A 26,276-nucleotide genomic window follows, 5' to 3' on the forward strand; every position below is an offset into this window, starting at 1 on the left:
TTAGTCGTTCCTTATCGTATCCACAGGATTGAGACCGGCCGCCCATCTCGCAGGAAAGTAACCCGCAATTCCGGATAAAATCGTAGCGGCGGTAGTAACCATGAAAATAAATGAAATATCAACATCTACTGGAATGTGATCAAAGTAATAAACGTCTTTAGGAACTAACTCTACGTTCGTCCATTCAGAATGATAAAAATAGTATCCCACCATGTTGATGAGTTCGGAAAGCCCGTTTACGATTGTTTCCAAATTACTCGCAATAAAAATCCCGGAAACTCCTCCTACAAGAGAAGCAAGAACTCCGACAACCATCGCGTTCAAAGTAAATATCAATAAAACGCCGGAAGAAGGTAAACCTAGAGCTTTTAAAACTCCAATCGATTTTCTTTTCGCTCTCACTAAACTATAAACGCTTGCGACCATTCCCAACGCAGCCAGAATAATAAATAAGAAAACTATAATGGAGATGATCGTCTTTTCCAATTTCAAAGCAGTGAAAAAATTCTCCTGCTCTTCTGCAATCGTTCTTACGCTAAAAGAAGCGGAATAACCGATCTCATTTTCAAAATCTGGATTTCTAAATTCTTTCAGAATTTCCTTTTTACAATTCTGTAAATCATCTAAAGATTTTACTTTGATCGCGATCTGATTTACAGAATCTTTAAGATTAAAAAATTTTTGTGCAACTGGAAGCGAAAGAAAAACGTAATGTGTATCGTAGTTATAATAACCAGTTTTAAAAAAGCCCACCGTATGAAACGTTTTGATAGAAACATCCACTCCCTTTCCGAGAGAAAATCTTCCTCCTGGAACGGCCATAGTCAGATTCGCCCCTAAATCAAAATCATAAATACCCGCCATTTCCTTTCCGATCAGAACCTGATTTTCGACGTTGTATCTTGCAATTTCTTCGCGGTTATGATGAACGATTCTAGGAAAGTTAGTAAGTTTATTTCCTACGAGATCATGAATGTTCTCAACGGGAAGAGCGCGCACCATAATAGGAATAAACGAGTTCGTATTTTGAATCAAACCGTGACTCGTAATACTTCCTCCAATAGAAACGATTCTATCCTTTAGATAAGGATTCCTATTTAGCCAAACAATTATCTTTTCATAATTTTTAATATCACCGGAATCAAATTTATTTTCTACAGTGATATGAGGTCCACCTTGCCAAAGTGATTCTTTTACTTGTCTTTGAAAGCCGTTGAATATGGATAAGACTACGATGAGAAGAGAAACCCCAACGGCCATAACGATAAACGACAATCTAGATTTTAACGAGAGAAGACCAGCAACTCGTGAACCTCGAATATAACGAGAAGTTACCAGAAATATCAAAGAGCCTCGGAACAAATTTACCTTCATCAAAAAACTCTTAAAATTAGAAGGGAAATCCTTCCTTAGTTTGACAATTCTCTGAATCCGAACCAGAATGTCAAAAATAAAGAAGAAAGTTTTTCAAGTACAACTTTCTCAAATCAAAAATAAATGAGTTCCGATCAGGTCTATACATTTCAATTCATCTCTAAAGATACGTCCTTATCCGTTCACATCTTATTTACAAGCGTTATCGATATTCAACAAGCAAAGATAGAAAAGCTCGAAGTAGTGGCTGTTGGAAAATCTGAGAATATCGAATCCGTTCAACTTTCCGTTTCAACTCACAAAGACATCGTAAAAGTTTGCCAAAAACTGAAATACGAAGGTAAACAGCTTAAAAATCTTACCAATAGATTGATAGAATTGTTTCAAACAAACGGTAAGTCAGATGATTTTATGGAACAGTTGATTCATTATTTTAATGGAAAGGATAACGATAAGATCAAATACATTCTCAATCAAGTAATCAGTCAGGCTGCAGGAAATTCAAAACCGGATATCCAATTTTTTTACACGATTATAGATCGATCCAAATTGAATGAAGAAAGTCAAAAAGATATCTTTGAAGATTCTTCTCTTGAAGAAAAAAACGAAGAAACTTCCTCGCAGCCAGCTTCATTTGAAATTAAAAAACCCGTAGAAACCTTGGAACAATTTATACCTTCGGGCGCCAGGGTCATTCCTATGAAATACGTTCTTTCCCCCGTTTCCGGAATCCAGATTAACACTCTCAAACCGGGAGATAAAATTATGATTCAATTGTTAAAATCGGACTCTTCTTCTCAAAGCATCATAGAAGCAATGAAGTTGGAAACTCCAGAAGGACAAATCAGACCCTTACCTGGAACCGTAGTCGCTTCTAAAAATAACGGAGTAGAAAATGAAACGGTTATTCAAATCGGCTCGGACGTATTTGGAAAAATTTATGAGGAAGAAAATTCAATCAAAGTTCGTCCTTACTCCGGAGAAAAGCCAACCTTAATCGGAGAAAAATCTTCCAGCCCCAAAAATAAAACAAAAATATCCGAAACTCAAGAAGACTCAGGATTGATGATTACGATCTTGATTGCTTTAGGAATATTAGGAATTTCTATGACTATAATTTTTTCACTTCTTTTCTAATGAAATCAAACTATGAAAACTAAATTCGCTAAGATCATTCCTTTTATCATTTTATCTTTTTGTCTAATGAATATCTCCTTTGAACCGATCTTTTATGATCCTAAAGACGCGGATTCTATGGAAGCGCTTTTAGAAGGTTCCGGAAGAGAACATACGGCTCAATGGGGAATCGAAAGAGGATTAATTTCAAAAATCCAACTTACTTCCAAAGTTATGGAAGAACTAAACGAAAAAACAATTCCATCCGATGCACAATTAGAAGCAACCGTAGACAGAATGAGCCGAATTTTGCTCGGACAAAAAATTATGTTATTTATTTATGAATTTCTAATATTCTTATCGGTAACTTCTTTTTTAGCACTTCATTATAAAGCCTGGTTTTATACGTATTTAAATAGAAGTTTGTATTTGATCTCCGTTCTTCCCGTTTTAATGTCTCTTCAACATCCATTAAAAAGTATTCCTCAAACTCCAATCGTTGGAACCATATCCTCCTTATTTTTGTTCGTATTAACGATCCTATTGATTTATATGATTTTTACAATTTCAAAAGTTTATGAAAACAAAGCAGATCGTTTTGCTGTTTTTCAAACGGCACAAAATGGAGAAGAGGGAGAATTTCAATCCGCGTCTTCTTCAAAGATTTCATGGATACCTATGTTGTTTCATTTCAGTGGAATTATGATTACTGGAATTCTATTGGGAAATTTAATTTACATTCCTATCTTTCTTCTACAAAAACATTATTCATTCGAGTTCGGAATCCTTTTGATCGTTTTACTTGTACTGATGATGACTTTTTATATTCGAAATTATTTTAGAATGGGGAAAAACGAAGAACTAACCTCGGCCGGAAATATTACTTTATCTGTAAGTTATCTTCAATTTAGAATAATTCGAAATACGGTTTTTATCGTATTTGCGGTGTTAGGAGTTACACTTTTTGTGGTTCTACTTTTTACGATCTTATCAATGAATACCTGGATATTAGACCTAGCTTCCAAAAAAGGCCTCTAATCACTTCAAAAGTTTTTTAAAAACTTTGAGTATATCAAGTTCAAAACCTCTATGCTTAAGTTTACCTATGTCTCTCCAAACATTTACCTTCGTGATATGTCCAGTTTGATCCATCGTTAACAATAATACGTCCTTTGATTTTAAATATCGATATTCTTCTCGATATAAAAAATTTCTATTCAAGTCGTAATATTCATGCCAAGAAATCTTAGAGCCGGTCGAATCCATATTCGGTCCTTTACTCCAATCTGAGAATTTTTCTATTCCAATTTGATATCGATAAATATCACTGAATAAACAATCGAATAAAGACGCATTACCTTCTTGGTTACAATCGGAAAACAAACCTTTATATTTTTTAGAAGCAAGTTCTTCCGAAACACAAAAATACCCTAAAGAATCGAAATATTTTGAAACGTTATCTAAAATAATTTTTTCATGTTTTTCCATTTTAGAAATTTTTCCGAATTCATAATAATTTTCCTTTTGATTATAACTTATGTAAAACGGATTTAAGGTATAGGCAGGAATGATAGAATTGATATAAACTTCCAAAATCCTAGCTTGGCCACATTTAATCGCCAATTTTTTATCCCAATCATATTCACTTTGAACATTTGAATTTAATAAAATTCTAATATTCCAAGATAAATCCCCTAAATCGTCCATATGTATTTGGCGATAGTTCTTATCTAAAATATTGCTTACTACAATAATCAAAAATTCCACTTCGAATCGTAAATGGATGTGTCGTCCAAGTATTGATCCTTTTCTTCCATTTTTTGGTTTCTTTGCCCTCAAAAGTAAAACCTAGAATTGTTTTTCTTAAAAGTTTTCTATCCTTTCCGAAATACTTTAAAGTTTCTTGTATTAGTTGTTTTTGATTCATTAGAGTTGTTGAAAAATTAATTCTCCATCCGTTTCTATTTTATGGAAACGGTCGATTAAAGCAGTTTTGTTAATTGAACTATGGAATCTCCCAACAACTCTATTTTAAAAACGGAGTTTTTTAATTTCATCTACCAAAGAAAATTTGTTTTCTAATTTTAGATCACGAAATGTTTCTTACTAACTTCACAAATCGAGAATAATAAAAAAATATAATGCAGCATAAATGAATATCAATGATTTCAATTTAATCTAAAAAAGATCAAGGCCATTAGTTCAAAAAATAAACTCTGCGATTCATAAAACATTTCTAAACTCAGAAGTAGTACAAATGTTACAACAAATTCTAAGCTCAGTTTAAAAACAAATTGGTTCGAAAAACACAATAAACACTTTCTCCAGATGCAGCACACTGACTGAGTTTACGAACAGTGTTGAACTCAACAAATTAGAATGAGAGAATACTTATTTTTTTAGGATGAAAAATTCAATTGTGAATTAGAACATTCGGTTGTAAAAAACTTTGTTCAAACCAGACAGAACTTTCGCCTAAACTGAATTACATTTAAATTTAAGTTAAAATTTTATTTTTTGATGAAATTGAGGCATTTTATTTATATATATTAAAAGATTTCAAATTATAGTTTCACAGTTTTTACTCATTTGTTTCAAATCTCGCTTGACTTCTTATTGTGCGCTGCATAAAATTGGTCTATTCTCAGTGCAGAAAACAGAGGAAAAAACTTATGGAAAAAGAAATCAAAGAAGCGCTTAACTTTGCAATTGGAGCTGCAAAATCACTCCGAGAGCAGGCAGACAGCATTCTTCTGAAAGTTGAAAAAGAATTTAAAGAACTTGCATCTAAAGGGGCGCAAGATCAATCCGAGGTCGCTAAAAACCTCAGAAAATACATTGAAGACGCTCTTCACTCAGTCGAAGGAGTTGCAGGCCAAGTTAACTCTAAAGTAGAGGAAGTAAAATCGAAAGTAAATCAAGGTGTTTCATCTACAAAGGTTCCGTTAAACGGATCAAAAGGAAAAGCTGAAACCGCCGGTAAACATTGATTGTTTTCCTTCCTGTGTTTTTACATACAGGAAGGATTTTACATCTCCATAAAATCCAAAACTATACTTTAAAAAAAGAATCAAACAAATTATAACTTTATAAAGATGTTGCCTTATAAATATCTATAAAATTACAGATATTAGTTTTTTCATTACTGACATCTACAAGATTGATCGAAGCGGTTTTGTTAATCGCCATTTTCAAAAACTCTAATGTAAGTTCAGCGAAAGAAAATTTGGGCAAATCCACCGCAGAACCGAGTTTTCAAATCCAGTCAATAAATTACATAAAAGAAACTTAATACAATATTTAGTCTTAAGTTACAATAATGTTTGTTTCCTCGAACGTAAGCACATGCTACTATGATCTCTCAAAGTAGCTCAGCATTCCGATCCTACTGAGCTACAACATAATAATCGCCCTTTCAAATTACACACGTTAAAGAACGATCTAAGTTATAGGCTGATTTCGTTTAACAAACTCGGCGCAGAAACAAGATCGAGCCTTTGGGTCAATCTTTGGATCGCAGAACCACTCTCTTCTTCCATAGGAATTTCAAAAGAAGTATTCATCATAGCTACATTTTGATCGATTTTTCTTAAAATCAATCGTTTCAAAAGATCTTTTTTAGATCGGAATAACTCTTCGATAGAAATTCCTTTTTGAAAAAACGTTTCCTCAATCAGATCCAAAGTTTTATAATCGGAAGCGATCGCGGAATAAGTAAAAGAATCCAATTCCATTTCACCTAAAAGATTTTCCCAAAACAAAGAACTTTTACGTTCCATATTCCTGCACTCATAACCTTGACAGATCGAAGAACCGTAAAACGAATAATTTTGACTCAGAGGATCACCGCTAAAAGTCGGATGAATCATACATCCTATTTTTTTTTCGAAAGCTCCTAAAAAGGGACAATTATAAGTATGTTCGTCTTTTCTACCGATGGATTCTTCTTTTTTTTCCCGAACCTTTCGATATTCGGCCATCGTCCAAGGTTTTTGAAAATCTACGGAATTTTTAAATTCTTCCGTTCTTTCTAAAATCAATTTTTGAATTTCTTCTGGTTTTAAGTCCAGGTTAAAGATTCCACAACAAGAACCGCATGAAAAATTACCTCTACCTGGTTGACAAAGACTCAATATATTAAGTATTTTGAATGGACTTTTTTTCCGATTTAAAACCAGGAAAGCTGAGTTCCAGGTCCTTGGTTTCCGGATTTTCTATCACACTACAAAGCATCGGAACAATAGCCATTTTATTTTCGTTGAATACGATCACCTTACCACGGAACTTTTCGATCTGCTCACCGATATAATCCTGTTTGACTACGGGTGCAACCACAAGAGAAGTTTCGGGTTTTAGTCCGCGAAAGAAAAGATGATTGTTTGAATTTGTAGAAACCAAAAAAATACTCGTCTTTTCTAATTCTTCTAATTCCATCAAAAGATTTTCGTAATAGTATTGAAAAGAAATCAAATAACCGTCTGCAGAATCTCTTAAAATCTGTCCTCGTCTATAAAGTTCGATCCATTGAATCATCTTTTGGATCGTGTCTTTGTTCACTTGTAGAACTTCTTGAATATTACTGATCAGTGGGCTAATCTCTAATTTTCTAAAATCCAAAAGACATTGATAGATCAATTCCCACCATTTTTTAATTTCAACTGCATCGTCAGGATTGTTCGGAATGTATTTTCCCAAAGAATGATGCTGATGATCGCTAAATATAATTCCGCCTACAATTTTAGAAAATTCCTCAAAAGAATCGATCAAAGATCGAATCAATTCGAAAGAAGATTCCGTTTCTTCTTTTTGTTTTTGGATGAAATTATAGTAGGAAATTGCAATATTCGAAGGATAAAACTTCGAAATCAAAGTAGGGTTGATGATTTTTTGAATCGTTTTTCCTTTGGTCGGATCTAGAATCACTTGTTGATTGGGAATTCCATGAAGAGAATAGTTCGTCCAAGTCAAATCATTGGTATCAAAGGTTCTTCTTGCGTATTCCTTTGCCAAAAAAAGAGATTCCCCAATACTTTTATCGCTAAAAAGATATGTGTAAAACTGAATCGTAAAATTGATCGTATTTTGATTGTCTATAATTTCCCAATTGGTTCCGATAAAACTTTTGATACCGGACATCAGAAAAGCTCCGGCAAAATTGTTCATCAAATCGGAATTGAGGGTTCTAGATGCGTTTGAATTGGATTGGCAGGAATTTGAAAATACTAAGTCCGTATTAAATCCAGAATTTTTGATTTCTCTTGCTTTTAAAATTTTGCCTTCGGAGATTTGCCAACCGTTTTCTAAAGGATCATCCGAAAAATAAAGATGCCCCGAGTAGTGAATGATATTCTTACCTTTAATCAAAGAAAGAAGTTTAAGTTTTGTAACCTGTCTTCCTCCAATAAATTCGATCTCTAATCGAGAAGAAGAAACCTTTTCACTTAGTACTCTAAAAAGTTGTTCTCCTTCTTTTTGAGCCCACTCTAAATCTTCAGTTGGGTCCGCGACGATCAACATTCTTAACTTTTCTTTTTCTTTAAAAACGTTTTGACTGGATTCTCCTCGAACCGTTTTTCCTATAAAAAATTTGTCCGACAAAAAACAAGTTCCATCATGTAACAATTCCCATGGAATTACACCAAGTTTTGGATCCATGTTTAGATGAAGATATTTTTCGGTAGTAAGTCTTAGCTTTTCTTGGATTGGACCTGGAAAAAATTGATCGTAAAAAGTTTCTCCTAGAATTTTCAATTCATGAAGAATTTCAGTTTCTAAAGTTTTGTGGTTCATTCCTTTGGAATTGACCGCATTAGAAACTCGAACTAAATTTTCAATTTCCTTAATATACTCTAAGATAAGATCTTCATCGATCGTGGATTGTAAATGGGATTCCGATCCGCTTCCAGACGTATCTAAAATGTTGAAAACGTTTACGCTTCCGACTCTATCTATAATTAGGTTTAGCATAGTTTAAAATTCCAGGATCAGATTATAACACTGGAACGTTTTTTCCAGAATTCTTTTTGTCCGGAAAAAATAAAAAGAAATACCTTTTTAAGAATTTACTTCGATTTTATACAGCGTTGGAAATTTCTTTCCGAAAGACAATTTTATACTTCCAAAAGAATAAAAAGATCTAAGGATTTAGAATTTTCTTTCCCTTGAAATTCTACGGTATATTTTCCTTCTCTCAAACCTGAAAAGTTAGCGATTCCTTCGTTATTGAACTGATTAGAAAGAATGAATCTCGTGTCTTTATAAAGATTCACTCGTTGAAACGAATTCGCATCAGGAGATTCAATTTTAACGCTTAAAAACGCGGTTTCAGGGGTTTCCTGAACCAATTGATAGGTAAATTTAGAATTATCTAAAACCTTTTCTTCAAAAACTACAAACTCGGAAGGATCTTTTGTTAAAGCCGAACGCATAGAAGGCGCATAGTCTACTCTTGTATTGATTTGAAGAGATTCTACAAGACTTTCAAAGATTCGGGCTCCGGACTTTCCCAACTTTACTACGATCGACTCCTTAGAAGCGGATTTCCTTGCAAGTTCCAATGAAACATAACGTTTTAAATATTCAGGAATTTCCTTTGTTAAATAACCGGCTAAATCAGCCTTTTGGAGATCAATCGATTCCTGAAGTTCTGAAAACTTTCCTTTTTTAGAAGCTTCATATAAATACGACAAAGTTGAGGCGTTAATCCCAGCTTGAATCGATTCTTCCATTTGTATAAGTTGATTTTGCAATTTTATATCTGTATCAGAACCAGCTTGTTCTCCACTCAAAAGAGAGAGCAAAAGCTCGTTTTCTTGATTTATCTCAGATCCCGAATCCATTTTAGTTCTCCAATAGCATAAAAAGACGGAAATTTCTAAAAATCCAAATCACTGAAGTCCAGCTTTTTCTGAATTTTTTCAATTAAACGAAGCAAAGTAACACTTACGTTCCCTTCAGAAATCCCAATTAATTCTGCAACCTCTCTGTAAGGGGTTCTCGCCAGAAAATGTCCTTTCTTTTTCTTTTCCAAAAGTCTTTTACGCTGTTCGTATTTTTTTTTCAAAGCGTGAGAAGTTTTATCCACTTCCATAGGAAGAATAGGAGCAATTTTAGCAGTATTCTGCTGTTTTTCTTTCAGTTCTAATATATTTTAGATACAATGAGGTAATTTTATCTTCCATTCGAATATTCTCTTCTTCCCGATTGGAAAGTTCCGCCCGGAGATGGAGAATTTTCTCTTTCAATGCTTCCGGAGATAAACCCGTTTTTTCCAGAAGATATTGAACTTCATCTTCATTTAAGTTTAAATAATAAATATAGGAAAGTTTAAAAATGACCCGTTTATCAACTCCGATTTCTTCCAAAGCCTGATTGAACCGGTCTGAAAATTCGCTGGCTTCTTCCTGCATTTCAGGACGTGTATCCGGCTCGTCCTCTATGGTTGCATATTCCTTTCCTTCTTTACTGATTTTTCCTAAATTGGTAACCTTGAGTTCTCGTTTGGTTCTTTGCCAATCGATCAACATATTTCTAAGAACTGAATAGAACCAAGTTCTAAAACTGGACTTTCCCTTAAAACTTCCAAAACGGGAACCTGTTTTTAATCTTTCAAATGCATAGATAAAAAAATCTCCAGCGTCATCTTCACTCAAATGAAAGATCTTCATCGGGAAATTGTAGATATCTTCCGAATAGATTTCGAAGAATTGTCTGAGCGCGTCTTCTTCTCCATCTCCACATCGAGAAACGAGATCTAAGGTTTTATCTTTTGACAAATTCATTTTGTATGAGTTACTTGCACTTAGGTTTGTGTCCTGAATGAAAAAATTTATACTGATTATAATCTGGACCGCGTTCCATCTGAGCATAGAAGCGGAAAATAATAAAGTACTAAATTATCTAATCCCTGTCAAAACTGATCAACTGGAAAACAAAATTACCTCAACTTTTGGAGAATCTAGAGGGGATCATTTTCACAATGGGCTGGATATTTCTTCCGCAAACGAGCCCGTACTTGCAATGGCGGATGGAAAAGTTTTGTACAGCCGTTATACGGAGGACCATCCTTTTGAGGATGAATTAGGAACCGGAAATTCAGTTTGGTTAGATCATGGATCCGGAAATTTTACTGCTTATTATCACTTAAAAGATGGTAGAATTTCTAAATTACTAAAACCTGATGGAATCAAAGCAGGCGATAAAATCGGTATTACAGGCAATTCTGGTCATTCTAGCGGAGCCCATCTCCATTTTGTAGTACTTCGTAAACACGGACTTGAAATTTTAGACCCTATGAAATTTCTTTCACCCATTCCGGATAGTTCTGCTCCGGAAATTTCCAGTCTTTTAGTTCACGTAAACGGAAAGTTCACAAATATCAACGACGGAGACAACATCAACCTTTCTAAAGAATTTCCTTTTACGATCTCCATCGTAGACGCAGGAGAAAAAAAATCTCAAAGAAGGGGAATTACTAGAGTTCAATATTTTTTAAACGGAGAAGCTCTCCGATCCGCCGATTTCAGCGCCTTACAGTATTCCGCTTCTGAATGGAAAAATCCAGACGGATTCTCTTTTACAAATCTTTATTATAAAGACCAATATTTGATCGGAAATCTAAATTTAAAATCCGGAGAAAATACGATCAAAGTGGTGGCTTGGGATTTTAGAGGAAACGTAAACGAAAGAAGTTTCACTTTCTATGTAAGTCGTATCTAATGTTTATGGGAAAAGCTTGCATCTGTTCTTTTTTCGGTATATCCGTTAAAAGTTTCATATAATAACTTTCTTAAGCGATTGGATAATTAATTTTTTCTTACTACGAATTCTCGTTTTTTAAATACTCTTAAAAACACAACGCAGTCTTCCCATATTCTCGAAATAGAATCGTAAAACTTTGATTTGTAACAGTTCCCACATAAAATAACATGAGTTCGATGTGAAAGAGATTGAATATCGAGCTTACAAAACAACTCTTAAAAACTCAGTGGGATAAAACTTTAAATTTCCCAAAAATGTGGAAACTCTTACATTAGAGTTATTGAAAATTCCATAGTGGCAATTAACCAAACTGTTGCAATCGACCATTTCCATGAGATGTGGGAACTCTCACAAATCGTGGATTTACCAGTTAAACTTTGAAATTATGGAAACTACTAGGAAATATAAAAAGAATCTCTTCCATGCGATTTTTACACAAAACCACCGTTTTACGGCCGTCATCAAAATTTAAATCCTATTTTAACGTAGTTCGGTTGAGAAAAAATTTTCTAAAAGTATGAGTTCCTACAATTATTTGTAAAATCTTGATTTGTAGTTGTTCCTACATCATTTTACAGACAAACCTAAATTTTGTAATAGTTCCCACACTTGAAATACGACAGATTCAATTGTTATAAACTTCTATTTTATAAATTGTGGTAGTTCCCACATTTAAAAAATCGATCTGTAAAATTCAGATTCCAATTTTTTCAGAATCATGAGTACCCGCTCACGTTATTTTAGTGAAGATTCAAGATCGATTGACTCGACAGATTTTTACTACGATTTTATTTCTAAAATCAACTTTTCCGTAAATCCACCAACTAACGCCGATTTCACGATTTGCGGCAGGGATCAAGGCGGAGTCAATAAATTGATTGAAAGAAAATTTTTTATGAAACTTTCATCCTTCAATTTATTGACTATAGCCGCGAGCCCGGTTTCGGAGAAACTAAAATAAATTTTCAGAATACAATCAAATTCTAAAATAAAAAAATACTTTCTCCGAAAGCCGCCCGTCAAGAATTATAAAACGTTCTCGACGGAGTCAAGATGAACGAATTTCGATTCGCTCGTTTTAGGACAGAAGACTGTAAAACGGTGAAAGGCTAAGTTTTCTGACGAAAGACAATCGCAATACCACATCTTTTATAAATACAAATTCATTATATTATAATTATTTAAAATATCAATCAACCCGCAGCCTGACTTTTATTGATCACTTTGAGTTGTTCTCCTACAGAATAAAATACGGAACGATCGCCTAAAAGATCTGCCAATCGTAAAAAAAGTTCATTGATTGGTTGGATCGAATAGGTGTCATGAGCACGAATCACTCTTTTCTCTTCTTGATTTTCCACAATGTGAAAATATACGGAAGATTCTCCTTTGTAACAAGCTAGTAATGCGTAAAGTTTTGGAACCAGTTCAGGATCTTCCGTATGCCTTTCTTCCAGTCTAATATGAAGCGACTTTTCAAGTTTATCTTCGATTGTCGCGTCGTCTAAAATTTCAATACTATTAACTTTAACCTGGCCGCGAAGTTCTGCGTCTCCAATTTCAATTTTATCCAAATCACCTTTGATAAAGATAGCTTGATCTTCCTTTATAAATTCCTTATATTTCTGATACGTTTTTGCAAAAGCCACACATTCTATTTCGCCGGTTCTGTCTTCTAGTTTGAAGTTTGCAAATTCTTCGTTTCGTTTACTGAGTTTGATATTCTTAGAAGAAATCACACCTGCAACTTCCACTTTAGTTCCAGATTTTAAATCATCAAATTTTTCGATCGGGATTGTTTTTAAACTTTTAAGTTGTTTTTCATACTTGTCCAAAGGATGACCCGAAAGATAAAGACCGGCTACCGCTTTTTCTCTTTTTAATTTTTCGTCAATTTCCCATTCAAGTGCGTCTTTAGGAAGATTGAGAGAGAAAGAACTTTCCTCGTTTCCAAAAAGTGAAAACTGTCCTTCATTTGTTCTTTCTTGTTCTTTTTGTGCGAAAGTCAAAATCGAATCTACAGATTCAAAAAGACATTTTCGAGTATAACCAAAAGAGTCTAAAGCTCCCGCTTGAATCAGAGCTTCGAAAACTTTTTTGTTGATCAACCTTGTATCTATATTTAATGCGAAGTCTTGTAAGGTTTTAAAACTTCCTACTTTGGTTCTCGCTTGAATGATACTATTTGCAGCCGTTTCTCCCACTCCCTTCATTGCGGAAAGTCCGAAACGAATCGTAGTATCGTCGATCACGCTAAAAGAAGCCTGAGATTCGGAAACGTCCGGATTGAGAATTTGAATTCCCATTTCTCTCGCGTTATTGATGTATTTTACGATGTCAGTCGTTTTACCGTGATCGGAAGCAAGAAGAGCCGTGAGGTATTCGATCGTATAATTCGCTTTTAGGTAAGCAGTTTGATAAGTAATGATCGCATAAGCGACCGAATGCGATTTATTGAATCCATAACCACCAAACCTTTCCAATTGTTCGAAAAGATCCTTTGCTACCTTTTCTTGGATTCCTTGTTTAACCGCACCTTCGACAAACTGAACTTTCAATTTATCCATCAAATCGGCTTTTTTCTTGGCCATCGCTTTACGCAATACGTCCGAATCTCCGACCGAAAATCCTCCGACAACGCGGGAAATACTCATCACCTGTTCCTGATAAACCGGAACTCCAAAAGTTTCTTTTAAAATCGATTCACAGGATGGATGTGGGTAGGTGACTTGCTTTCTTCCAGATTTACGATCCAAATATTCGTCCAACATCCCTTCTCCCATCGGACCGGGACGATACAAAGCAATCAAAGCTACAATTTCGTCGAAATTACTTACCTGACTCTTTGCAACCAGATCAGTAATTCCAGTAGATTCTAACTGGAAGATACCTAAAGTATTTGCTTTTCTAAGAAGAGAGTATGTATTCGCATCATCGTAGAAAATTTCATCCAGATTAATCCGAATTCCTCTTCTTTGTTCAATGAGTTTAATCGCATAATCTAAGGTAGTTAAATTTTTTAGACCCAAGATATCCATCTTGATAAGGCCGATACTTTCTAAATTGTTTTTATCGTATTGAGTTACAATCGCACGAACACCCGGTTTTTCCTTTTCCGCAACCGTGGAAAGTGGAACTACCTCTTCTAAAGGATAAGGAGAAATGACCACACCCGCAGCATGTCTTCCAGGCTGACGGTAATTTCCTTCTAACCTTTGAGCGATCGCAAAAATTTTATGATTGATATCGTCTTTTTCCGAAAAGTTTTTTAACTCGGAAGAAGTGGATAAAGCTTCTGAAATAGACATTCCTAATTTATTCGGAAACGCCTTTGTCATTTCATTCGCTTCTCCAAATGGAAGATTTAAAACGCGTGCCACATCTTTGAGAGCCGCTTTTGCCGCAAGAGAATTGAACGTGATAATCTGACCTACACGTTCTTCTCCGTATCTTCTACGTATGTAATTGATCACCTCTTCTCTGCGTTCCACACAAAAGTCAGTATCAATATCCGGCATATCCTTACGATCCGGGTTTAAAAATCTTTCAAAAAGTAAATTGTGTTGAAGCGGTTCTACGTTCGTGATTCCGAGTGCATAAGCGACGATGGAACCTGCAGCCGAACCTCTTCCTGGCCCGACCGGAATTCCGTTTCTTTTTGCGTAATTAATATAATCTTGAACGATCAAAAAGTAACCTGCAAACTTCATATTTTTAATCGTATTGAGTTCGAAGATCACTCTTTCCTTGATTTCCGAAGAAAGGTTCGGATATTTTCTTTCGATCCCTTCCCAAATTAATTTTTCAAGATAAGAATCCGCGTCGTAACCTTCCGGAACCTCAAATTCTGGAAGAAGATAATTTCCAAATTGAAGTTTCAAATTTACTTTATTACTAATTTCTAATGTATTATGAAACGCCTCGGGGATTTCGGGAAATACTCGAGCCATTTCATCCGGACTTTTAACATAAAATTCTCCGTTAAAACCGAATTCCATCGGATCAGTAATACGTTTTTGCATTCCGATTCTAAGAAGAATATCTTGCGCTTCTTGGTCGTTTTTCTTTAAGAAGTGGGAATCATTTGTAACAACGAGCGGAATTCCGGTTTTCTTTCCAAATTCGTAAATTTGTTTAGCAACCGTCATCTGTTCGGGAATTCCGTGATTTTGGATTTCCATATAGAAATCCTCTTTACGGAAAATCTCGTTCAACTTACCTGCGAGTTGAAAAGACTCATCTATTTTACCTTCCAAAATCTTTCGATTGACTTCACCCGCAAGACAGGCGGTCAAACAAACAAGACCTTGACTGTGTCTATCCAGAAGATCATAATCGATTCTCGCTTTTTTATAAAAACCTTCCGTGTAGGACTTACTGGAAAGACGTATTAGATTTTTGTAACCCTCTTCGTTTTTTGCAAGTAAGATGAGATGGTACGCGTTCCCGTCCGCAATTTTTACCATTTCCGTTTCTTGTTTACGGTTTGGGGAAACGTAAAATTCGCTTCCGATAATCGGCTTGATACCTTGTTTGATCGCCTCGTTATAGAACTCAACGGCTCCGAACATGTTTCCGTGGTCAGTCATTGCAACCGAAGACATACCACATTCCTTAACATGTTGCATCAGCTCCTTGATGCGAATTGCTCCGTCGAGCATGGAATAATTTGTGTGCAGATGTAAATGAGCAAAATCCTGCATTGTAAGGGACATAATAGAATTTTTACGGACCCGAAGTCAAGAGTCTAATCGATTAAAAACGAATACTTAGACTAAATTCCGTAACTTTTTATAAGATAGTTACCTAAAACTCGTCGGGCGATCAGAGAAGTAATACGCTGAGATCTCGCAAAATTTGTGGGAACTACTACAAATTCGGGTTTTACAGTTAAATTCTGTAAAATGTGGGAACTCATACGGAAATTATAATAACAATACTACGATTTCTGTGGGAACTATCACATTTTATGAATTTAATAACAGAATACAATCTTCATTAGTTCAAATGCAATTTAATCTGTGGGAACTACACCAGATTTTGGTAGAACTCTCAGTCGAAAAATATAGTTTTTCAAGTCATCAGAAAGTCAAAAATTACGATACAATAAAGACAACTTTAAGTTATTAAAGATTAGTTCCAAAAACCCTGAATAAATCTTCTTTGAATCCTCAACAAAATGTAATAGTTCCCACATTTTGAGATTTTGAAATTGACGTTAACTTTTTGGAGGTAACGGACCCAACTTTTCCAAAAGCATCTGATTGACGAGTTCCGGATCGGCCTTTCCTTTAGAAACTTTCATCACGTAACCCACAATAGCGCCTAACGCACGATCCTTTCCACTTTTGTATTTTGTGACCGCATCTTGGTTGTTTGCAATGGCCTCGTCCACAATTCTTTCAATTTCTTTATCGTCTCGAACCACAATCAGATTTTTTTCGATGACGATGGTTTCCGCGCCTTTATCGGAAGTAAGAAGTTCCTCAAATACTGTTTTAGCAATCTTACCGGAAATTTTTCCATCAGCGATTAGCTTAACAAGTTCGCCGATTCTCCGAGCAGAAACAGAAAATTCTGATATTGTAATATTCTCTTTATTGACAATACCTAAAATCTCATCCTTAACCCAGTTGGATGTTTTTTTAGCGTCTCCAGAAACTTTCAAAGCGTCTTCAAAATAGTCCGCAATTTCTCTTTCCGCGGTTAAAACCTCCGCGTCGTATTTAGGAAGACCCAATTTCTCCATAAAACGATTTTTTCTTTCGTTCGGAAGTTCCGGAAGTTTTGAACGAACCGACTCCACCGTTTCTTTTTGAAGAACAATCACGGGTAAATCCGGATCTGGGAAGTAACGATAGTCATGACTCATTTCTTTGGTTCTCATCGTTACGGTTTTATTAGAAACGGAATCCCAAAGTTTAGTTTGTTGCTGAAACGTCTTTCCTTCCAAAGCCATTTCTTTTTGCCATTCTACTTCGTAGTCAATTGCGGCTTTAACGGCTTTGAAAGAATTTAGATTTTTAATTTCAACTCTGGTTCCGAACTTGTCCGAGCCTTTAGGACGAATCGAAACGTTCGCATCACAACGAAGAGAACCTTCTTCCATATTACAATCCGAAACTCGAATATATTTCAAAACCGATTTTAAAGAATTAAGATAGTAATATGCTTCGTCCGAAGAACGCATGTCCGGTTCAGAAACGATTTCGATCAAAGGAGTCCCCGCTCTATTCAAATCTACATAAGACTGAGGAATGTTCGGATCTGCAGAATGAATGAGTTTGCCCGCATCCTCTTCTAAATGAATTCGAGTCAGTCTCACATAACGAGCAGAATCTTCCCCTTTGATCGTAAAGGTAACTCCTCCACCAATACAAATCGGCTTATCAAACTGAGAAATTTGATACCCTTTCGGAAGATCCGGATAGAAATAATTTTTACGATCAAATTTAGTAAACAAAGTAATTTCACAACCAAATGCAAGTCCGGCCATAATCGCTTTTTCTAAAGCCATTTCGTTAAGAACCGGTAACGCACCAGGCAATCCCAAACAAACCGGATTGGTTTGAGAATTTGGAGGAGAACCGAACTTAGTCGCGCTTGTAGAGAATATCTTCGATTCCGTATTGAGCTGAGCGTGGACCTCAAGTCCTATGATCGTTTCAAATTCTGCCAACTGTATCTCCTTTTCCGGATTGTCATCCCAATCAGATCGAGGAATCTATCCCTAATCCAACGATCTCTAAATGTAGTCTGAGGAAAGCGGAATTTACGGGCAACGGATTTTTTATGAAACAGATCCTCTGTATAGCAAACCAGAAAGGTGGAGTAGGCAAAACAACCACGGCGGTACATCTCGCTTTTGGACTAGCGCTTAAAAAAGAAAGAGTGATTCTTTTAGATTTAGATGCACAGGGAAACGCAACCTCTGTTTTTATCGAGGAGAATTCTCATTCCCTCCACACAGAAGAAGGAAGAGAAAAAAGTCTTTATAAAATTTTTAGAGATGGCGGGGATCTACGAGAAGTTTTAATTCCGACTCGAATCCAATATCTAAGAATTGCTCCTTCTCATCCTTCTATTGCAGAAGTCGACGTAATGCTTTCCGGAAAGATAAATGGTTTTTTTCAACTTAGGGATTCCCTAGAATCAATCAAAGACGATTTCGACTATGTGATCGTAGATTGTCCGCCGAGTCTTTCTATGATCACTCTCAATGCTTTTGTAGCCTCTACGGGTTTGCTTGTTCCATTACAAGTTTCTAAATTTTCCCTTGATGGAATCGAAGCCATTTTAGAAGCACATAAGAATACCGTAAAACGATTCAATCCTTCTCTAAAAGTTTTAGGAGCCGTTTTAACTATGTTCAATCCTAGAACCACACTTTCTCAAACTCTCGAACCGATGATTGAACCCTACTTAAAATTATTTTCATCCAGAATTCCACCTTCAGTCAGCGTAGAAGAAGCCCATATGATGAAACAGACCTTATTCGAATATCAACCGAAAGGTAAAGCGGCAAAATCTTATCAAAGTTTTGTGGAAGAGGTTTTAGAGCTTGGCTAAAAAGGATCTTCTCAAACAAGCGGCGGGGGCGCACGTCCGAAAGACGTTAGGCGGAGAAACCGAAGAGCCAATCCCTTTCAATCAAAAAGAAATTTCTACATTGGAAACTCCGAAAGAAACGTTGAAAGAAGAATCCGAAAATCAAAAACAAACAACTGCAAAAAATGAAATCGATTCTCCCTTCAAAACCTATAACCAAGAAACAAAAGAATCTCTTTCAATTCAGAATTCATCCTCCGCAAGAGAGGAAAAATATTTGCCCAAAAAGAACCACCTCCACAGGATAAGCAGTGTCATGAGATTAGAAGATTATACAAAACCGGAATCCCCCGAAAGAGAAGGCTCTTCACGTTTTTTGAAGATTGTTGGAGTGATTCTTTTAATCATGGCCATTTGGTTTTTCTGGCCAGCAAAACACGAAATCTATATGGATATAGATAAGATGACTCCCGAAAAAGTTTCGGGGATGAGTTCACAAAAAGAATATCATTTTTCTCATGGACAAGACTTCTTTATCTATTATAAGAAAGGTTGCTCCACTCCTAAAAAAGTTCGCCTTACGATTTATCGAACCGACGGCGGGAAAGAGGAATTTTCAGTTCAAGAAAAAGACTTTCGTAAGAATTTTGAAAAGTTCCAAACCTATTATGATGATACGTTTTTCGATCAACAAGGATCTTACGAAGTGGAAATACGCGACGAAGACGAAGAACTATTAGTAAGTAAAAAATTCACTATCGATTGAATTTGGAACAGCAAATCGGTATATAATAAAAATCGAATGAATTTTAAATTTATCTTTTTCGCTCAAAAAATATTATTCAAAAGTATAATTTCATTTTTAGCGATTGTTCCTTTTTTATACTGCGTAAAAGAATCACTTCCACCAAACATTCCCGCCAATGCAAAATTTCAAAAAGAATTCAATGCGTACGTACTTTCTGAATCGGGAAGAAGAAGAGTTTATTACGACAACGGAAAAATTTACCAAGATTGTTCCGTAAACGAACTCGGTTTAGAAAACGGTCTTTGCAAAATCTATTCTAAATATGAGGATCGTATATTAGCAAAAGGTAATTATGAAAACGGAGTTCGCAGGGGAGAATGGATCTGGAATTTTGATAACGGAAATCTTTATATCCGTCAGAATTTTGGCAAAGGTTCTCGAAAACCCGAAGTGATGATGAACGGAGACGAAGGAAACGAAGAAGGACTCTTCGAAAGATTTTACGAAAACGGACAACTTGAACTCAAAGGAAATTATACGGAAGGTTACAGAGATAATCTTTGGCAAAAATATTTTCCAGACGGAGAATTAGAATACACTGGTTATTACAAAAATGGAAAGAAAGTAAAAACTTGGTTTTATTATTACCCGACTCATAAAACGGAAGCGATTGAAGTTTTTGACGATAACGGAAATTTCATTTCCAGAACTAATTATCTTCCAGACGGAACAATCAATTGCGAAATGAAAAAGGGATTCGAGCCGATTTGTCAGACTTTGGTTTCTTCCGAACAATAAAATTGTGAAGACAATTTTTGGAATTTTCCTTCTTATCGTAATTTATCTAAGCATTTATTTTTCTTTAACAATATTAAATTTTTGGATTTTACTCTCTACGTTTTCAGTTGTCCATATAGGACTTTTTCAAACGTTCCGAGAAAATTTAAATTTCAGATTTTATATTTTCACTGCAATTCTTCATTTGTTTATGATATTTTGTTTAAATCTTTATTTTAAACAGACAAATTAAATTTCGCTTTCGACGAATCCATCTAAATACTGCTTAAATATTCATACTTTCTAATGCTGCATTACCCATTGGTTAAAATTTTAAAAACAGTTTAAAAAAATTTACTACCCTGACACATCAAAATAATACTATGCCAAACTTATGCAAAAAACTTAACTTTTACATTTTATCGGGCAACTAGATAAAATCCATAACCAACCCCACAAGTATTTGGATCTCAATAGAGTTGTTGAAAAATGAATTCTTCATCTGTTTGTATTGGATTAAAATGGGCAATTGAAGCAATTTTACGAATCTTCACTATGGAATTTTTCAACAACTCTATTTTATAAATCTAATTTTTCCCAAAAAATAAATTGCAGGAACTAACAAATTTTGCAGAGATTCAAAAAAGATTGATTATAAAGTTTTGAGACAGACTCTTAGTAAATTTTAAGTATTTTCAAAAATTCGAATATTATAAAAAAAGAATCTACGAAAAACAGTTTTTACCTTTCGTAAATTCTTCTTCCCGAAGATTAAAATTAAATTTTCGGGCCAAACGCGGTAAAATCGAAGTCTTTTGATCCTTCCGCATATTGTTTAAAATTTTTAATGAACATTTCCCCTAATTTCTTAGCGGTTTGATCATAAGCGGTTTTATCCGCCCAAGCTTCTCTCGGATCAAGAATGGCACTATCAACTCCGCTGATCGTTTTAGGATAAGCTACTTGGAAAACTGGATGTGTCACAAACTCAGATTTTTCTATATTCCCGTTTAAAATCTCGTCGATGATTTTACGAGTAGAAGGAAGATTCATACGCTTTCCAACTCCGTAAGATCCACCTACAAGACCGGTATTCATCAAATAAGCTCTGACATTGTGTTTTTTCATTTTTTCACCGAGCAATTTAGCGTATCTCGTAGGATGGAGAGTCATAAACGCCGCTCCGAAACACGCTGAAAAAGTAGCAGTTGGCTCTTTAATCCCTCTTTCCGTACCTGCAACTTTTGCGGTATAACCGGAAAGAAAATGATACATCGCTTGTTCAATGCTCAATTTGGAAACGGGAGGAAGAACACCAAACGCATCATAAGTTAAGAATATAATGGTTTTCGGATGTCCTCCTTTAGAAGGAACTTGGATGTTATTGATGTGAAAAATCGGATAAGAAACTCGAGTATTTTCTGTTTTTGCAGCAGAAGAATAATCTACAATCTTAGTCTGAGGATCGTAAACTACATTTTCAAGAAGAGCGTCTTTACGAATAGCTTCGTAAATGTCCGGCTCGGTTTTAGGATCTAAGTTGATTACCTTAGCATAACAACCGCCTTCGATATTAAAAATCCCGTTATCATCCCAACCGTGCTCGTCGTCTCCGATCAATTTACGGTTTGGATCTGTGGAAAGAGTCGTTTTACCAGTTCCGGAAAGACCAAAGAATAAAGCTGTATCACCATCTTTACCTACATTCGCAGAACAGTGCATACTGAGAATTCCCTGCAAAGGAAGTTTATAATTCATAACAGAGAAAATACCTTTTTTCATCTCTCCGCCATATTCAGTTCCACCGATAATACAAATTTTCTTAGCAAGATGGAAGATCACAAACACTTCAGAATTCATTCCGTGTTGTTTGAAGTTTTCATTCTTAATTCCACAAGCATTGATAATCGTAAATTCAGGATCAAGACCGACCAGTTCTTCTTTTGTAGGACGAAGGAACATATTCGTGCAAAAGTGATGTTGCCAAGCCTTTTCGGAAACAACTCGCAGACTCACTCTGGTTTCAGGGTTCGCACCTGCATAACCATCAAAAACGTATAGTTTTTTATGACTCAGATAGTTTACACATTTCTTATAAAGCTCGTCAAAGATTGCTTCTGAAACTTTGAAATTGATATGACTCCACCAAATGTTTCCATTTGAGGAAGGCTCATCTACAAAATATTTGTCTTTTGGAGATCTACCTGTAAAAATACCGGTATCAACCATCATAGTCCCATTACTGGAAACTACGGTTTCTCCGTTTTTTTTCTCATGTTCATAAATTTCATCATAGGAAAGGTTATGGAAAATTTCAGAAGGTTCGAGTCCGAGTTCCTTCAAACCTTTTACCTGAGTCTGGGCCTGCATCTGATTGCTCCTTGGGAATTCTATTTCAAGTATTTTACTCTAAAGTGGAAAGTCAATCGATTCAAGAGGAATGAGGTTGGCGATTTCCCTTCTCGGAAACTCCATTCGAATTCGCTTTTGTAAAAATCATTTTTCCGGCTGCAGTTTGGATAATAGAAGTTACTGTCACTTTGACCTCTTTCCCAACAAGATGGCCTCCGTTTTCGATTACGACCATTGTACCATCTTCCAAATAACCGATTCCTTGATTTTCGTCCTTACCTTCTTTGATCACTTGGATTCCAAGTTCTTCTCCAGGCAAAACAACCGGTTTTAAAGCGTTTGCTAAAGTATTTAGGTTTAATACCTTTACTCCTTGTAACTCAGCCACTTTATTCAAATTAAAATCATTCGTAACGATCTTACCACCGGTATCACGAGCTAGTTTAATTAGTTTTGCATCTACTTCGCGTGTATCAGAATAATCTTTATAAGTAATTTTTACTTCTATAGATCCTTTACGTTGAAGTTTATTCAACATCTCAAGACCTCTTCTTCCTCTCGCTCTTTTAATCGGATCGGAAGAATCACTGATAAGTTGAATTTCTCTCAGCACAAAGTTTGGAAGAATTAAAGGGCCATCCAAGAAATGAGTGTCTGCAATATCTAAAATTCTTCCATCGATTACAACGGAGGTATCTAAAATTTTATCTCTGACTTCTTCTTTTTCAATACCAACTCCGAAGCTGCTGCCAGAACCGCCTCCGCCTCCGAAAATTCCAAGACCGGGTTCTTTAGCAAATGAAACTCCAGCAAGGATTCCAAAAAGTGCAAATACGAAATAAAGGGCTACGTTCAATTCTTCAAAATGAACAGCTGCACCTACAAACCAAGCAATTGCAAGCCCAAGAAGAGCACCCAATCCAGCGCAAAAAAGTAAATCAGCTTTGAGTTTTGGAAAAAGATTAGATTCTCCGTAAAGAAGAATAAAAGAAACTAACAAGACAACCCCGGCGATTGGTCCGGCTAAATAAATATCTCCTGCTTGTTTATGTGTTACTGCAAATGTAATCCCAGAAAGGAACAGAGACGTGAGTACTTTGTAGAAATGAATCATAACTCAAATCCTTAATTTGTATTTGAGTTTTTGCGGAACTTTACTCTTCTTCTGCCTTTTTTTCACTAGGAGAGAGGGTGCTCGCCAGTACATCGGAAACTAAATTTCCCGCTTCTTCCTGCGTAACCCCTTTACTCAATGCAACTTCCATTTTCACAAGATTATAGGCGCTTTCGTAAAGCTTTCTCTCCATAATAGAGAGTTCTTTTCCACTTGCTCTGCGAAATAGATTTCTACAAACTTCTCCGACCTCATAAATGGACCCGGACTTGATCTTATTGAGGTTATTTTGGTAGCGGATCTTCCAGTCCTCTTCCGTATCTACTTCGTCTTTCTTGAGGAGTGCAATGACTTTCTTGATCTCTTTTTTATCGATGATAGGGCGAATTCGAACCTGTTCTGCCTTGTCGACAGGAATCATGACCTTCATCTTACTACCTTGAATTTCGAGAACGTAACAATCCTTCTTTTTACCCAGGATATTCTTTTTGGAGATTTCGAGAATCTCTCCAACTCCGTGGATTGGATAGACTACGTAATCGCCTACCTTGTGTTCGATTTCGGAATTTTTCTTTTTGGCAGCCAAGTAAGTATGATAACTTCCGTTAAAACTCTGTTTAAGAAAATAGCATAAATTTGGCGAAAGTCAACAAAATTATCCGAAAAGGCTATTAAAGTTTCAGTGTGCGAATTTTGGCAGAATGAAACAAAGGATCATTGAGAGGTTGAATTTTTTCCAATGCTTCTTTTGCTTCTTCTTCTGAATAAAAATAACCCAAATAAAGTTCCCCTTTAGATGAACGAAAAATTCTTCCTTTGAATTCGTTTCTAGCCATCAAAATCCTTTTTCCCAATTCAACGGCTTGCAAAGAATCGGAAGTGCCGACTACTACAAGATAATTTGTTTCACCAGATTGAGGAGGATAGAGAATTTTAGAATCTCCGTTCACTCCAGAAACATTCTCTTTAAAATTCAATTTTGAAAGCGATTCCTGATTTTTTAAAGGTTCTTCGTTTTTTTGGTTAGAAAAAAACAAAGATCGAGTTTCATTCTTTTTTTCATGAGAAGGAACGTTTCTGAGGGTCTGTATTTCATTTCGGGCAAAGGACTCTTCCTTTTGATCCAATTTAAGGCCGACTACAATTCCCGCAGTAAACAGAGATATAGAACCTAATAATAAAACAAAAGCAGAACGTGTGGACGAAAAAATTTGAATCGGTGATCCCGATTTTTTATGATGTTGAACCGTTTGAATCGTCCGACTAAAATCTGTATTTTCTCGAACTGGAGTTCGGACCGTAGATTGTTTGAGTTTTCTCGAATAATCAATATTCTGCATTTAGGAATCCTAAATTCTATTTTTAAAATCGGCCTAAATACTCAAATTCTTTCCAAAAAATTAAAGATTACTCTTTTGAAAATTTCCATGGTTCTTAATTCGATCGATTCCTAACGAAGTATTATGGATTTTGAGGCAAATTCAACGTTTTATACAGAATTTTAGGCATCTTAACAGTTCTGATTTGTGGCAATATTTGTAGAGAATCCTAGAATCATTTTCAAGTTTTGACAGTATCGTTTTAACATAAGTTCGGTGTAAGAAAATGAGTACAGATTTTCCAAAAATGTGAGTTCCTACAATTTTAGAATTTGTTCGTAAAATTGTAGTTTTGTGGGTATTCCCACAATTAAGTCACATTACAAATTTTTAAACATTTACTTTTTGTATGAGTTCCCACATTTTAGAAATTGATCAATAGAGTTTAGATTTCAACTTTTTTCAGGAAAATGAATTTCTTGTCGAACTCACATTATTTATTGAGTTCTAAGTAAAATCATTTCATTTGAGACGCGCTGAATTTTTTGGCTATTGAACTCGACGAAGATAATTCATATTTTTTTGAAAAACAACGTCGAGTTTTAAATTGAAAAAGCTACTGTACAGATTTTTTTAAAGAAGAGATGATCGCTTCATAATTGGAAGACAATCCTTGACAGGCTTGTGCATTTCGTTCCATGAGACCTACACTCTCCAACAAAACCCCAATCAATTTTCTTTTGCCGGAACGATATTGGTCCTGATCCTCAGGTGGCAAACCTGGTTTTCCCATACTTTTCCATTTTTCACATTTAGCACCTAGGTCCGTGCAAATCTTAGTTTCTAACTCAGAACAAGGTTTACAACTAATCATCGCTAACGAAAAGATGATTCCTAAAATCAAAGTTTTTTTCATACGTATTACTCCTTCGAGTGAATCTTATTTTAGGGAGACTTTATAAAATCTAAAGACAACAATCTTAAACTTCCGTGCAAAATCCTTTCTTTAGAAACTGTTTTTATCAAACTAAAACTCATTTTATAAAAATTTCACTCACTTTATTGTAATCGAAAAGAGAACGAAGAATGACAATTGAAATTAAAAAAATTCAATCTATAATGTTTTTTTGAAATAGATAAAAGGGCAAAGGTTCATTTTAAATTCTTT

21 protein-coding genes and 1 pseudogene are annotated in these 26,276 nt (G+C 35.4%); 8 read left to right on the forward strand and 14 right to left on the reverse strand.

Annotation, left to right across the window (positions count from 1 at the left end):
- A complete protein-coding gene (locus LEP1GSC049_RS218085) occupies positions 1-1,374 on the reverse strand; it encodes an ABC transporter permease (protein WP_004755129.1) in 1,374 nt (457 codons plus the stop codon).
- A gap of 123 nt (positions 1,375-1,497) precedes the next feature.
- Here LEP1GSC049_RS218085 and LEP1GSC049_RS218080 point away from each other — a divergent pair, with 123 nt between their 5' ends.
- Together LEP1GSC049_RS218080 and LEP1GSC049_RS218075 are read left to right on the forward strand one after the other, a co-directional pair.
- On the forward strand, positions 1,498-2,511 hold the full coding sequence (locus LEP1GSC049_RS218080; protein ID WP_004758129.1) for a hypothetical protein: 1,014 nt from the start codon (positions 1,498-1,500) through the stop codon (positions 2,509-2,511).
- A gap of 12 nt (positions 2,512-2,523) precedes the next feature.
- Positions 2,524-3,528 carry an LIC_10230 family protein gene (locus tag LEP1GSC049_RS218075; protein ID WP_004755464.1) on the forward strand — a complete coding sequence of 335 codons (1,005 nt, stop codon included), beginning with the start codon at positions 2,524-2,526 and terminating at the stop codon, positions 3,526-3,528.
- On the opposite strand, the gene LEP1GSC049_RS218070 is transcribed toward LEP1GSC049_RS218075, so the two are convergent.
- Positions 3,529-4,197, reverse strand: coding sequence for a hypothetical protein (locus LEP1GSC049_RS218070; RefSeq protein WP_004753874.1), 669 nt, complete (start codon positions 4,195-4,197; stop codon positions 3,529-3,531).
- 19 nt (positions 4,198-4,216) lie between these two features.
- On the reverse strand, positions 4,217-4,417 hold the full coding sequence (locus LEP1GSC049_RS218065; protein WP_004754890.1) for a hypothetical protein: 201 nt from the start codon (positions 4,415-4,417) through the stop codon (positions 4,217-4,219).
- Positions 4,418-5,162: 745 nt separating this feature from the next.
- Here LEP1GSC049_RS218065 and LEP1GSC049_RS218060 point away from each other — a divergent pair.
- The gene (locus LEP1GSC049_RS218060) at positions 5,163-5,480 is read left to right on the forward strand and encodes a phasin-related domain-containing protein (protein ID WP_000409984.1); all 318 of its coding nucleotides are present in this window, start codon (positions 5,163-5,165) and stop codon (positions 5,478-5,480) included.
- Between the two features lie 456 nt (positions 5,481-5,936).
- Here the strand turns inward: LEP1GSC049_RS218060 and LEP1GSC049_RS218055 are convergent, their stop codons facing one another.
- From LEP1GSC049_RS218055 to LEP1GSC049_RS02000000224595, 4 genes and pseudogenes are all read right to left on the reverse strand, one after another.
- The gene (locus tag LEP1GSC049_RS218055; protein ID WP_004755291.1) at positions 5,937-6,623 is read right to left on the reverse strand and encodes a hypothetical protein; all 687 of its coding nucleotides are present in this window, start codon (positions 6,621-6,623) and stop codon (positions 5,937-5,939) included.
- A 4-nt stretch (positions 6,624-6,627) separates the two neighbouring features.
- Complete coding sequence (locus LEP1GSC049_RS218050) at positions 6,628-8,457, reverse strand: CHAT domain-containing protein (protein ID WP_004754189.1); 1,830 nt, start codon at positions 8,455-8,457, stop codon at positions 6,628-6,630.
- 143 nt (positions 8,458-8,600) lie between these two features.
- Entirely contained in the window at positions 8,601-9,329 is a 729-nt protein-coding gene (locus tag LEP1GSC049_RS218045; protein WP_004753872.1) for a hypothetical protein, read from the reverse strand.
- Between the two features lie 35 nt (positions 9,330-9,364).
- Positions 9,365-10,271 (reverse strand): annotated as a pseudogene (locus tag LEP1GSC049_RS02000000224595) (RNA polymerase sigma factor).
- 37 nt (positions 10,272-10,308) lie between these two features.
- Here LEP1GSC049_RS02000000224595 and LEP1GSC049_RS218040 point away from each other — a divergent pair.
- Positions 10,309-11,208 carry a M23 family metallopeptidase gene (locus tag LEP1GSC049_RS218040; protein WP_004755368.1) on the forward strand — a complete coding sequence of 300 codons (900 nt, stop codon included), beginning with the start codon at positions 10,309-10,311 and terminating at the stop codon, positions 11,206-11,208.
- Between the two features lie 1,235 nt (positions 11,209-12,443).
- Here LEP1GSC049_RS218040 and dnaE read toward each other — a convergent pair.
- Entirely contained in the window at positions 12,444-15,953 is a 3,510-nt protein-coding gene (gene dnaE / locus LEP1GSC049_RS218035) for a DNA polymerase III subunit alpha (RefSeq protein ID WP_016749819.1), read from the reverse strand.
- A 515-nt stretch (positions 15,954-16,468) separates the two neighbouring features.
- The gene (gatB, locus tag LEP1GSC049_RS218030; RefSeq protein WP_004753790.1) at positions 16,469-17,929 is read right to left on the reverse strand and encodes an Asp-tRNA(Asn)/Glu-tRNA(Gln) amidotransferase subunit GatB; all 1,461 of its coding nucleotides are present in this window, start codon (positions 17,927-17,929) and stop codon (positions 16,469-16,471) included.
- A 113-nt stretch (positions 17,930-18,042) separates the two neighbouring features.
- On the opposite strand from gatB, the gene LEP1GSC049_RS218025 reads away from it, so the two are divergent.
- The 4 genes from LEP1GSC049_RS218025 to LEP1GSC049_RS2000000225925 are packed head-to-tail and all read left to right on the forward strand — an operon-like array spanning position 18,043 to position 20,576.
- Complete coding sequence (locus tag LEP1GSC049_RS218025) at positions 18,043-18,819, forward strand: ParA family protein (RefSeq protein ID WP_016560609.1); 777 nt, start codon at positions 18,043-18,045, stop codon at positions 18,817-18,819.
- A complete protein-coding gene (locus LEP1GSC049_RS218020) occupies positions 18,812-19,564 on the forward strand; it encodes a hypothetical protein (protein WP_016560549.1) in 753 nt (250 codons plus the stop codon). Before LEP1GSC049_RS218025 ends, LEP1GSC049_RS218020 begins: the two co-directional genes overlap by 8 nt.
- 36 nt (positions 19,565-19,600) lie before the next feature.
- Positions 19,601-20,344: a toxin-antitoxin system YwqK family antitoxin gene (locus tag LEP1GSC049_RS218015; RefSeq protein WP_016560571.1), complete on the forward strand. Its 744-nt coding sequence runs from the start codon at positions 19,601-19,603 to the stop codon at positions 20,342-20,344.
- Between the two features lie 4 nt (positions 20,345-20,348).
- Entirely contained in the window at positions 20,349-20,576 is a 228-nt protein-coding gene (locus LEP1GSC049_RS2000000225925; RefSeq protein WP_004763356.1) for a hypothetical protein, read from the forward strand.
- Between the two features lie 524 nt (positions 20,577-21,100).
- Here LEP1GSC049_RS2000000225925 and pckA read toward each other — a convergent pair.
- The 5 genes from pckA to LEP1GSC049_RS217990 form a co-directional block, all read right to left on the reverse strand.
- A complete protein-coding gene (gene pckA, locus LEP1GSC049_RS218010; RefSeq protein WP_004758105.1) occupies positions 21,101-22,693 on the reverse strand; it encodes a phosphoenolpyruvate carboxykinase (ATP) in 1,593 nt (530 codons plus the stop codon).
- A gap of 61 nt (positions 22,694-22,754) precedes the next feature.
- Positions 22,755-23,789 carry a PIN/TRAM domain-containing protein gene (locus LEP1GSC049_RS218005; RefSeq protein WP_004753919.1) on the reverse strand — a complete coding sequence of 345 codons (1,035 nt, stop codon included), beginning with the start codon at positions 23,787-23,789 and terminating at the stop codon, positions 22,755-22,757.
- A 40-nt stretch (positions 23,790-23,829) separates the two neighbouring features.
- Positions 23,830-24,375: a CarD family transcriptional regulator gene (locus LEP1GSC049_RS218000; protein WP_000729197.1), complete on the reverse strand. Its 546-nt coding sequence runs from the start codon at positions 24,373-24,375 to the stop codon at positions 23,830-23,832.
- An 85-nt stretch (positions 24,376-24,460) separates the two neighbouring features.
- Positions 24,461-25,129, reverse strand: coding sequence for a hypothetical protein (locus LEP1GSC049_RS217995; RefSeq protein WP_004753617.1), 669 nt, complete (start codon positions 25,127-25,129; stop codon positions 24,461-24,463).
- A 595-nt stretch (positions 25,130-25,724) separates the two neighbouring features.
- A complete protein-coding gene (locus tag LEP1GSC049_RS217990; RefSeq protein ID WP_004754402.1) occupies positions 25,725-26,024 on the reverse strand; it encodes a hypothetical protein in 300 nt (99 codons plus the stop codon).
- Positions 26,025-26,276: the final 252 nt, after the last annotated feature.

Source organism: Leptospira kirschneri serovar Cynopteri str. 3522 CT, from assembly GCF_000243695.2.
Classification (GTDB): domain Bacteria; phylum Spirochaetota; class Leptospiria; order Leptospirales; family Leptospiraceae; genus Leptospira; species Leptospira kirschneri.

Bases quoted from the DNA above. Each gene is read 5' to 3' on its own strand.
- LEP1GSC049_RS218085 (WP_004755129.1), bottom strand. From the start codon at position 1,374: ATGAAGGTAAATTTGTTCCGAGGCTCTTTGATATTTCTGGTAACTTCT.
- LEP1GSC049_RS218080 (WP_004758129.1), top strand. From the start codon at position 1,498: ATGAGTTCCGATCAGGTCTATACATTTCAATTCATCTCTAAAGATACG.
- LEP1GSC049_RS218075 (WP_004755464.1), top strand. From the start codon at position 2,524: ATGAAAACTAAATTCGCTAAGATCATTCCTTTTATCATTTTATCTTTT.
- LEP1GSC049_RS218070 (WP_004753874.1), bottom strand. From the start codon at position 4,197: ATGGACGATTTAGGGGATTTATCTTGGAATATTAGAATTTTATTAAAT.
- LEP1GSC049_RS218065 (WP_004754890.1), bottom strand. From the start codon at position 4,417: ATGAATCAAAAACAACTAATACAAGAAACTTTAAAGTATTTCGGAAAG.
- LEP1GSC049_RS218060 (WP_000409984.1), top strand. From the start codon at position 5,163: ATGGAAAAAGAAATCAAAGAAGCGCTTAACTTTGCAATTGGAGCTGCA.
- LEP1GSC049_RS218050 (WP_004754189.1), bottom strand. From the start codon at position 8,457: ATGCTAAACCTAATTATAGATAGAGTCGGAAGCGTAAACGTTTTCAAC.
- LEP1GSC049_RS218045 (WP_004753872.1), bottom strand. From the start codon at position 9,329: ATGGATTCGGGATCTGAGATAAATCAAGAAAACGAGCTTTTGCTCTCT.
- LEP1GSC049_RS218040 (WP_004755368.1), top strand. From the start codon at position 10,309: ATGAAAAAATTTATACTGATTATAATCTGGACCGCGTTCCATCTGAGC.
- dnaE (WP_016749819.1), bottom strand. From the start codon at position 15,953: ATGCAGGATTTTGCTCATTTACATCTGCACACAAATTATTCCATGCTC.
- LEP1GSC049_RS218025 (WP_016560609.1), top strand. From the start codon at position 18,043: ATGAAACAGATCCTCTGTATAGCAAACCAGAAAGGTGGAGTAGGCAAA.
- LEP1GSC049_RS218015 (WP_016560571.1), top strand. From the start codon at position 19,601: ATGAATTTTAAATTTATCTTTTTCGCTCAAAAAATATTATTCAAAAGT.
- pckA (WP_004758105.1), bottom strand. From the start codon at position 22,693: ATGCAGGCCCAGACTCAGGTAAAAGGTTTGAAGGAACTCGGACTCGAA.
- LEP1GSC049_RS218005 (WP_004753919.1), bottom strand. From the start codon at position 23,789: ATGATTCATTTCTACAAAGTACTCACGTCTCTGTTCCTTTCTGGGATT.
- LEP1GSC049_RS217995 (WP_004753617.1), bottom strand. From the start codon at position 25,129: ATGCAGAATATTGATTATTCGAGAAAACTCAAACAATCTACGGTCCGA.
- LEP1GSC049_RS217990 (WP_004754402.1), bottom strand. From the start codon at position 26,024: ATGAAAAAAACTTTGATTTTAGGAATCATCTTTTCGTTAGCGATGATT.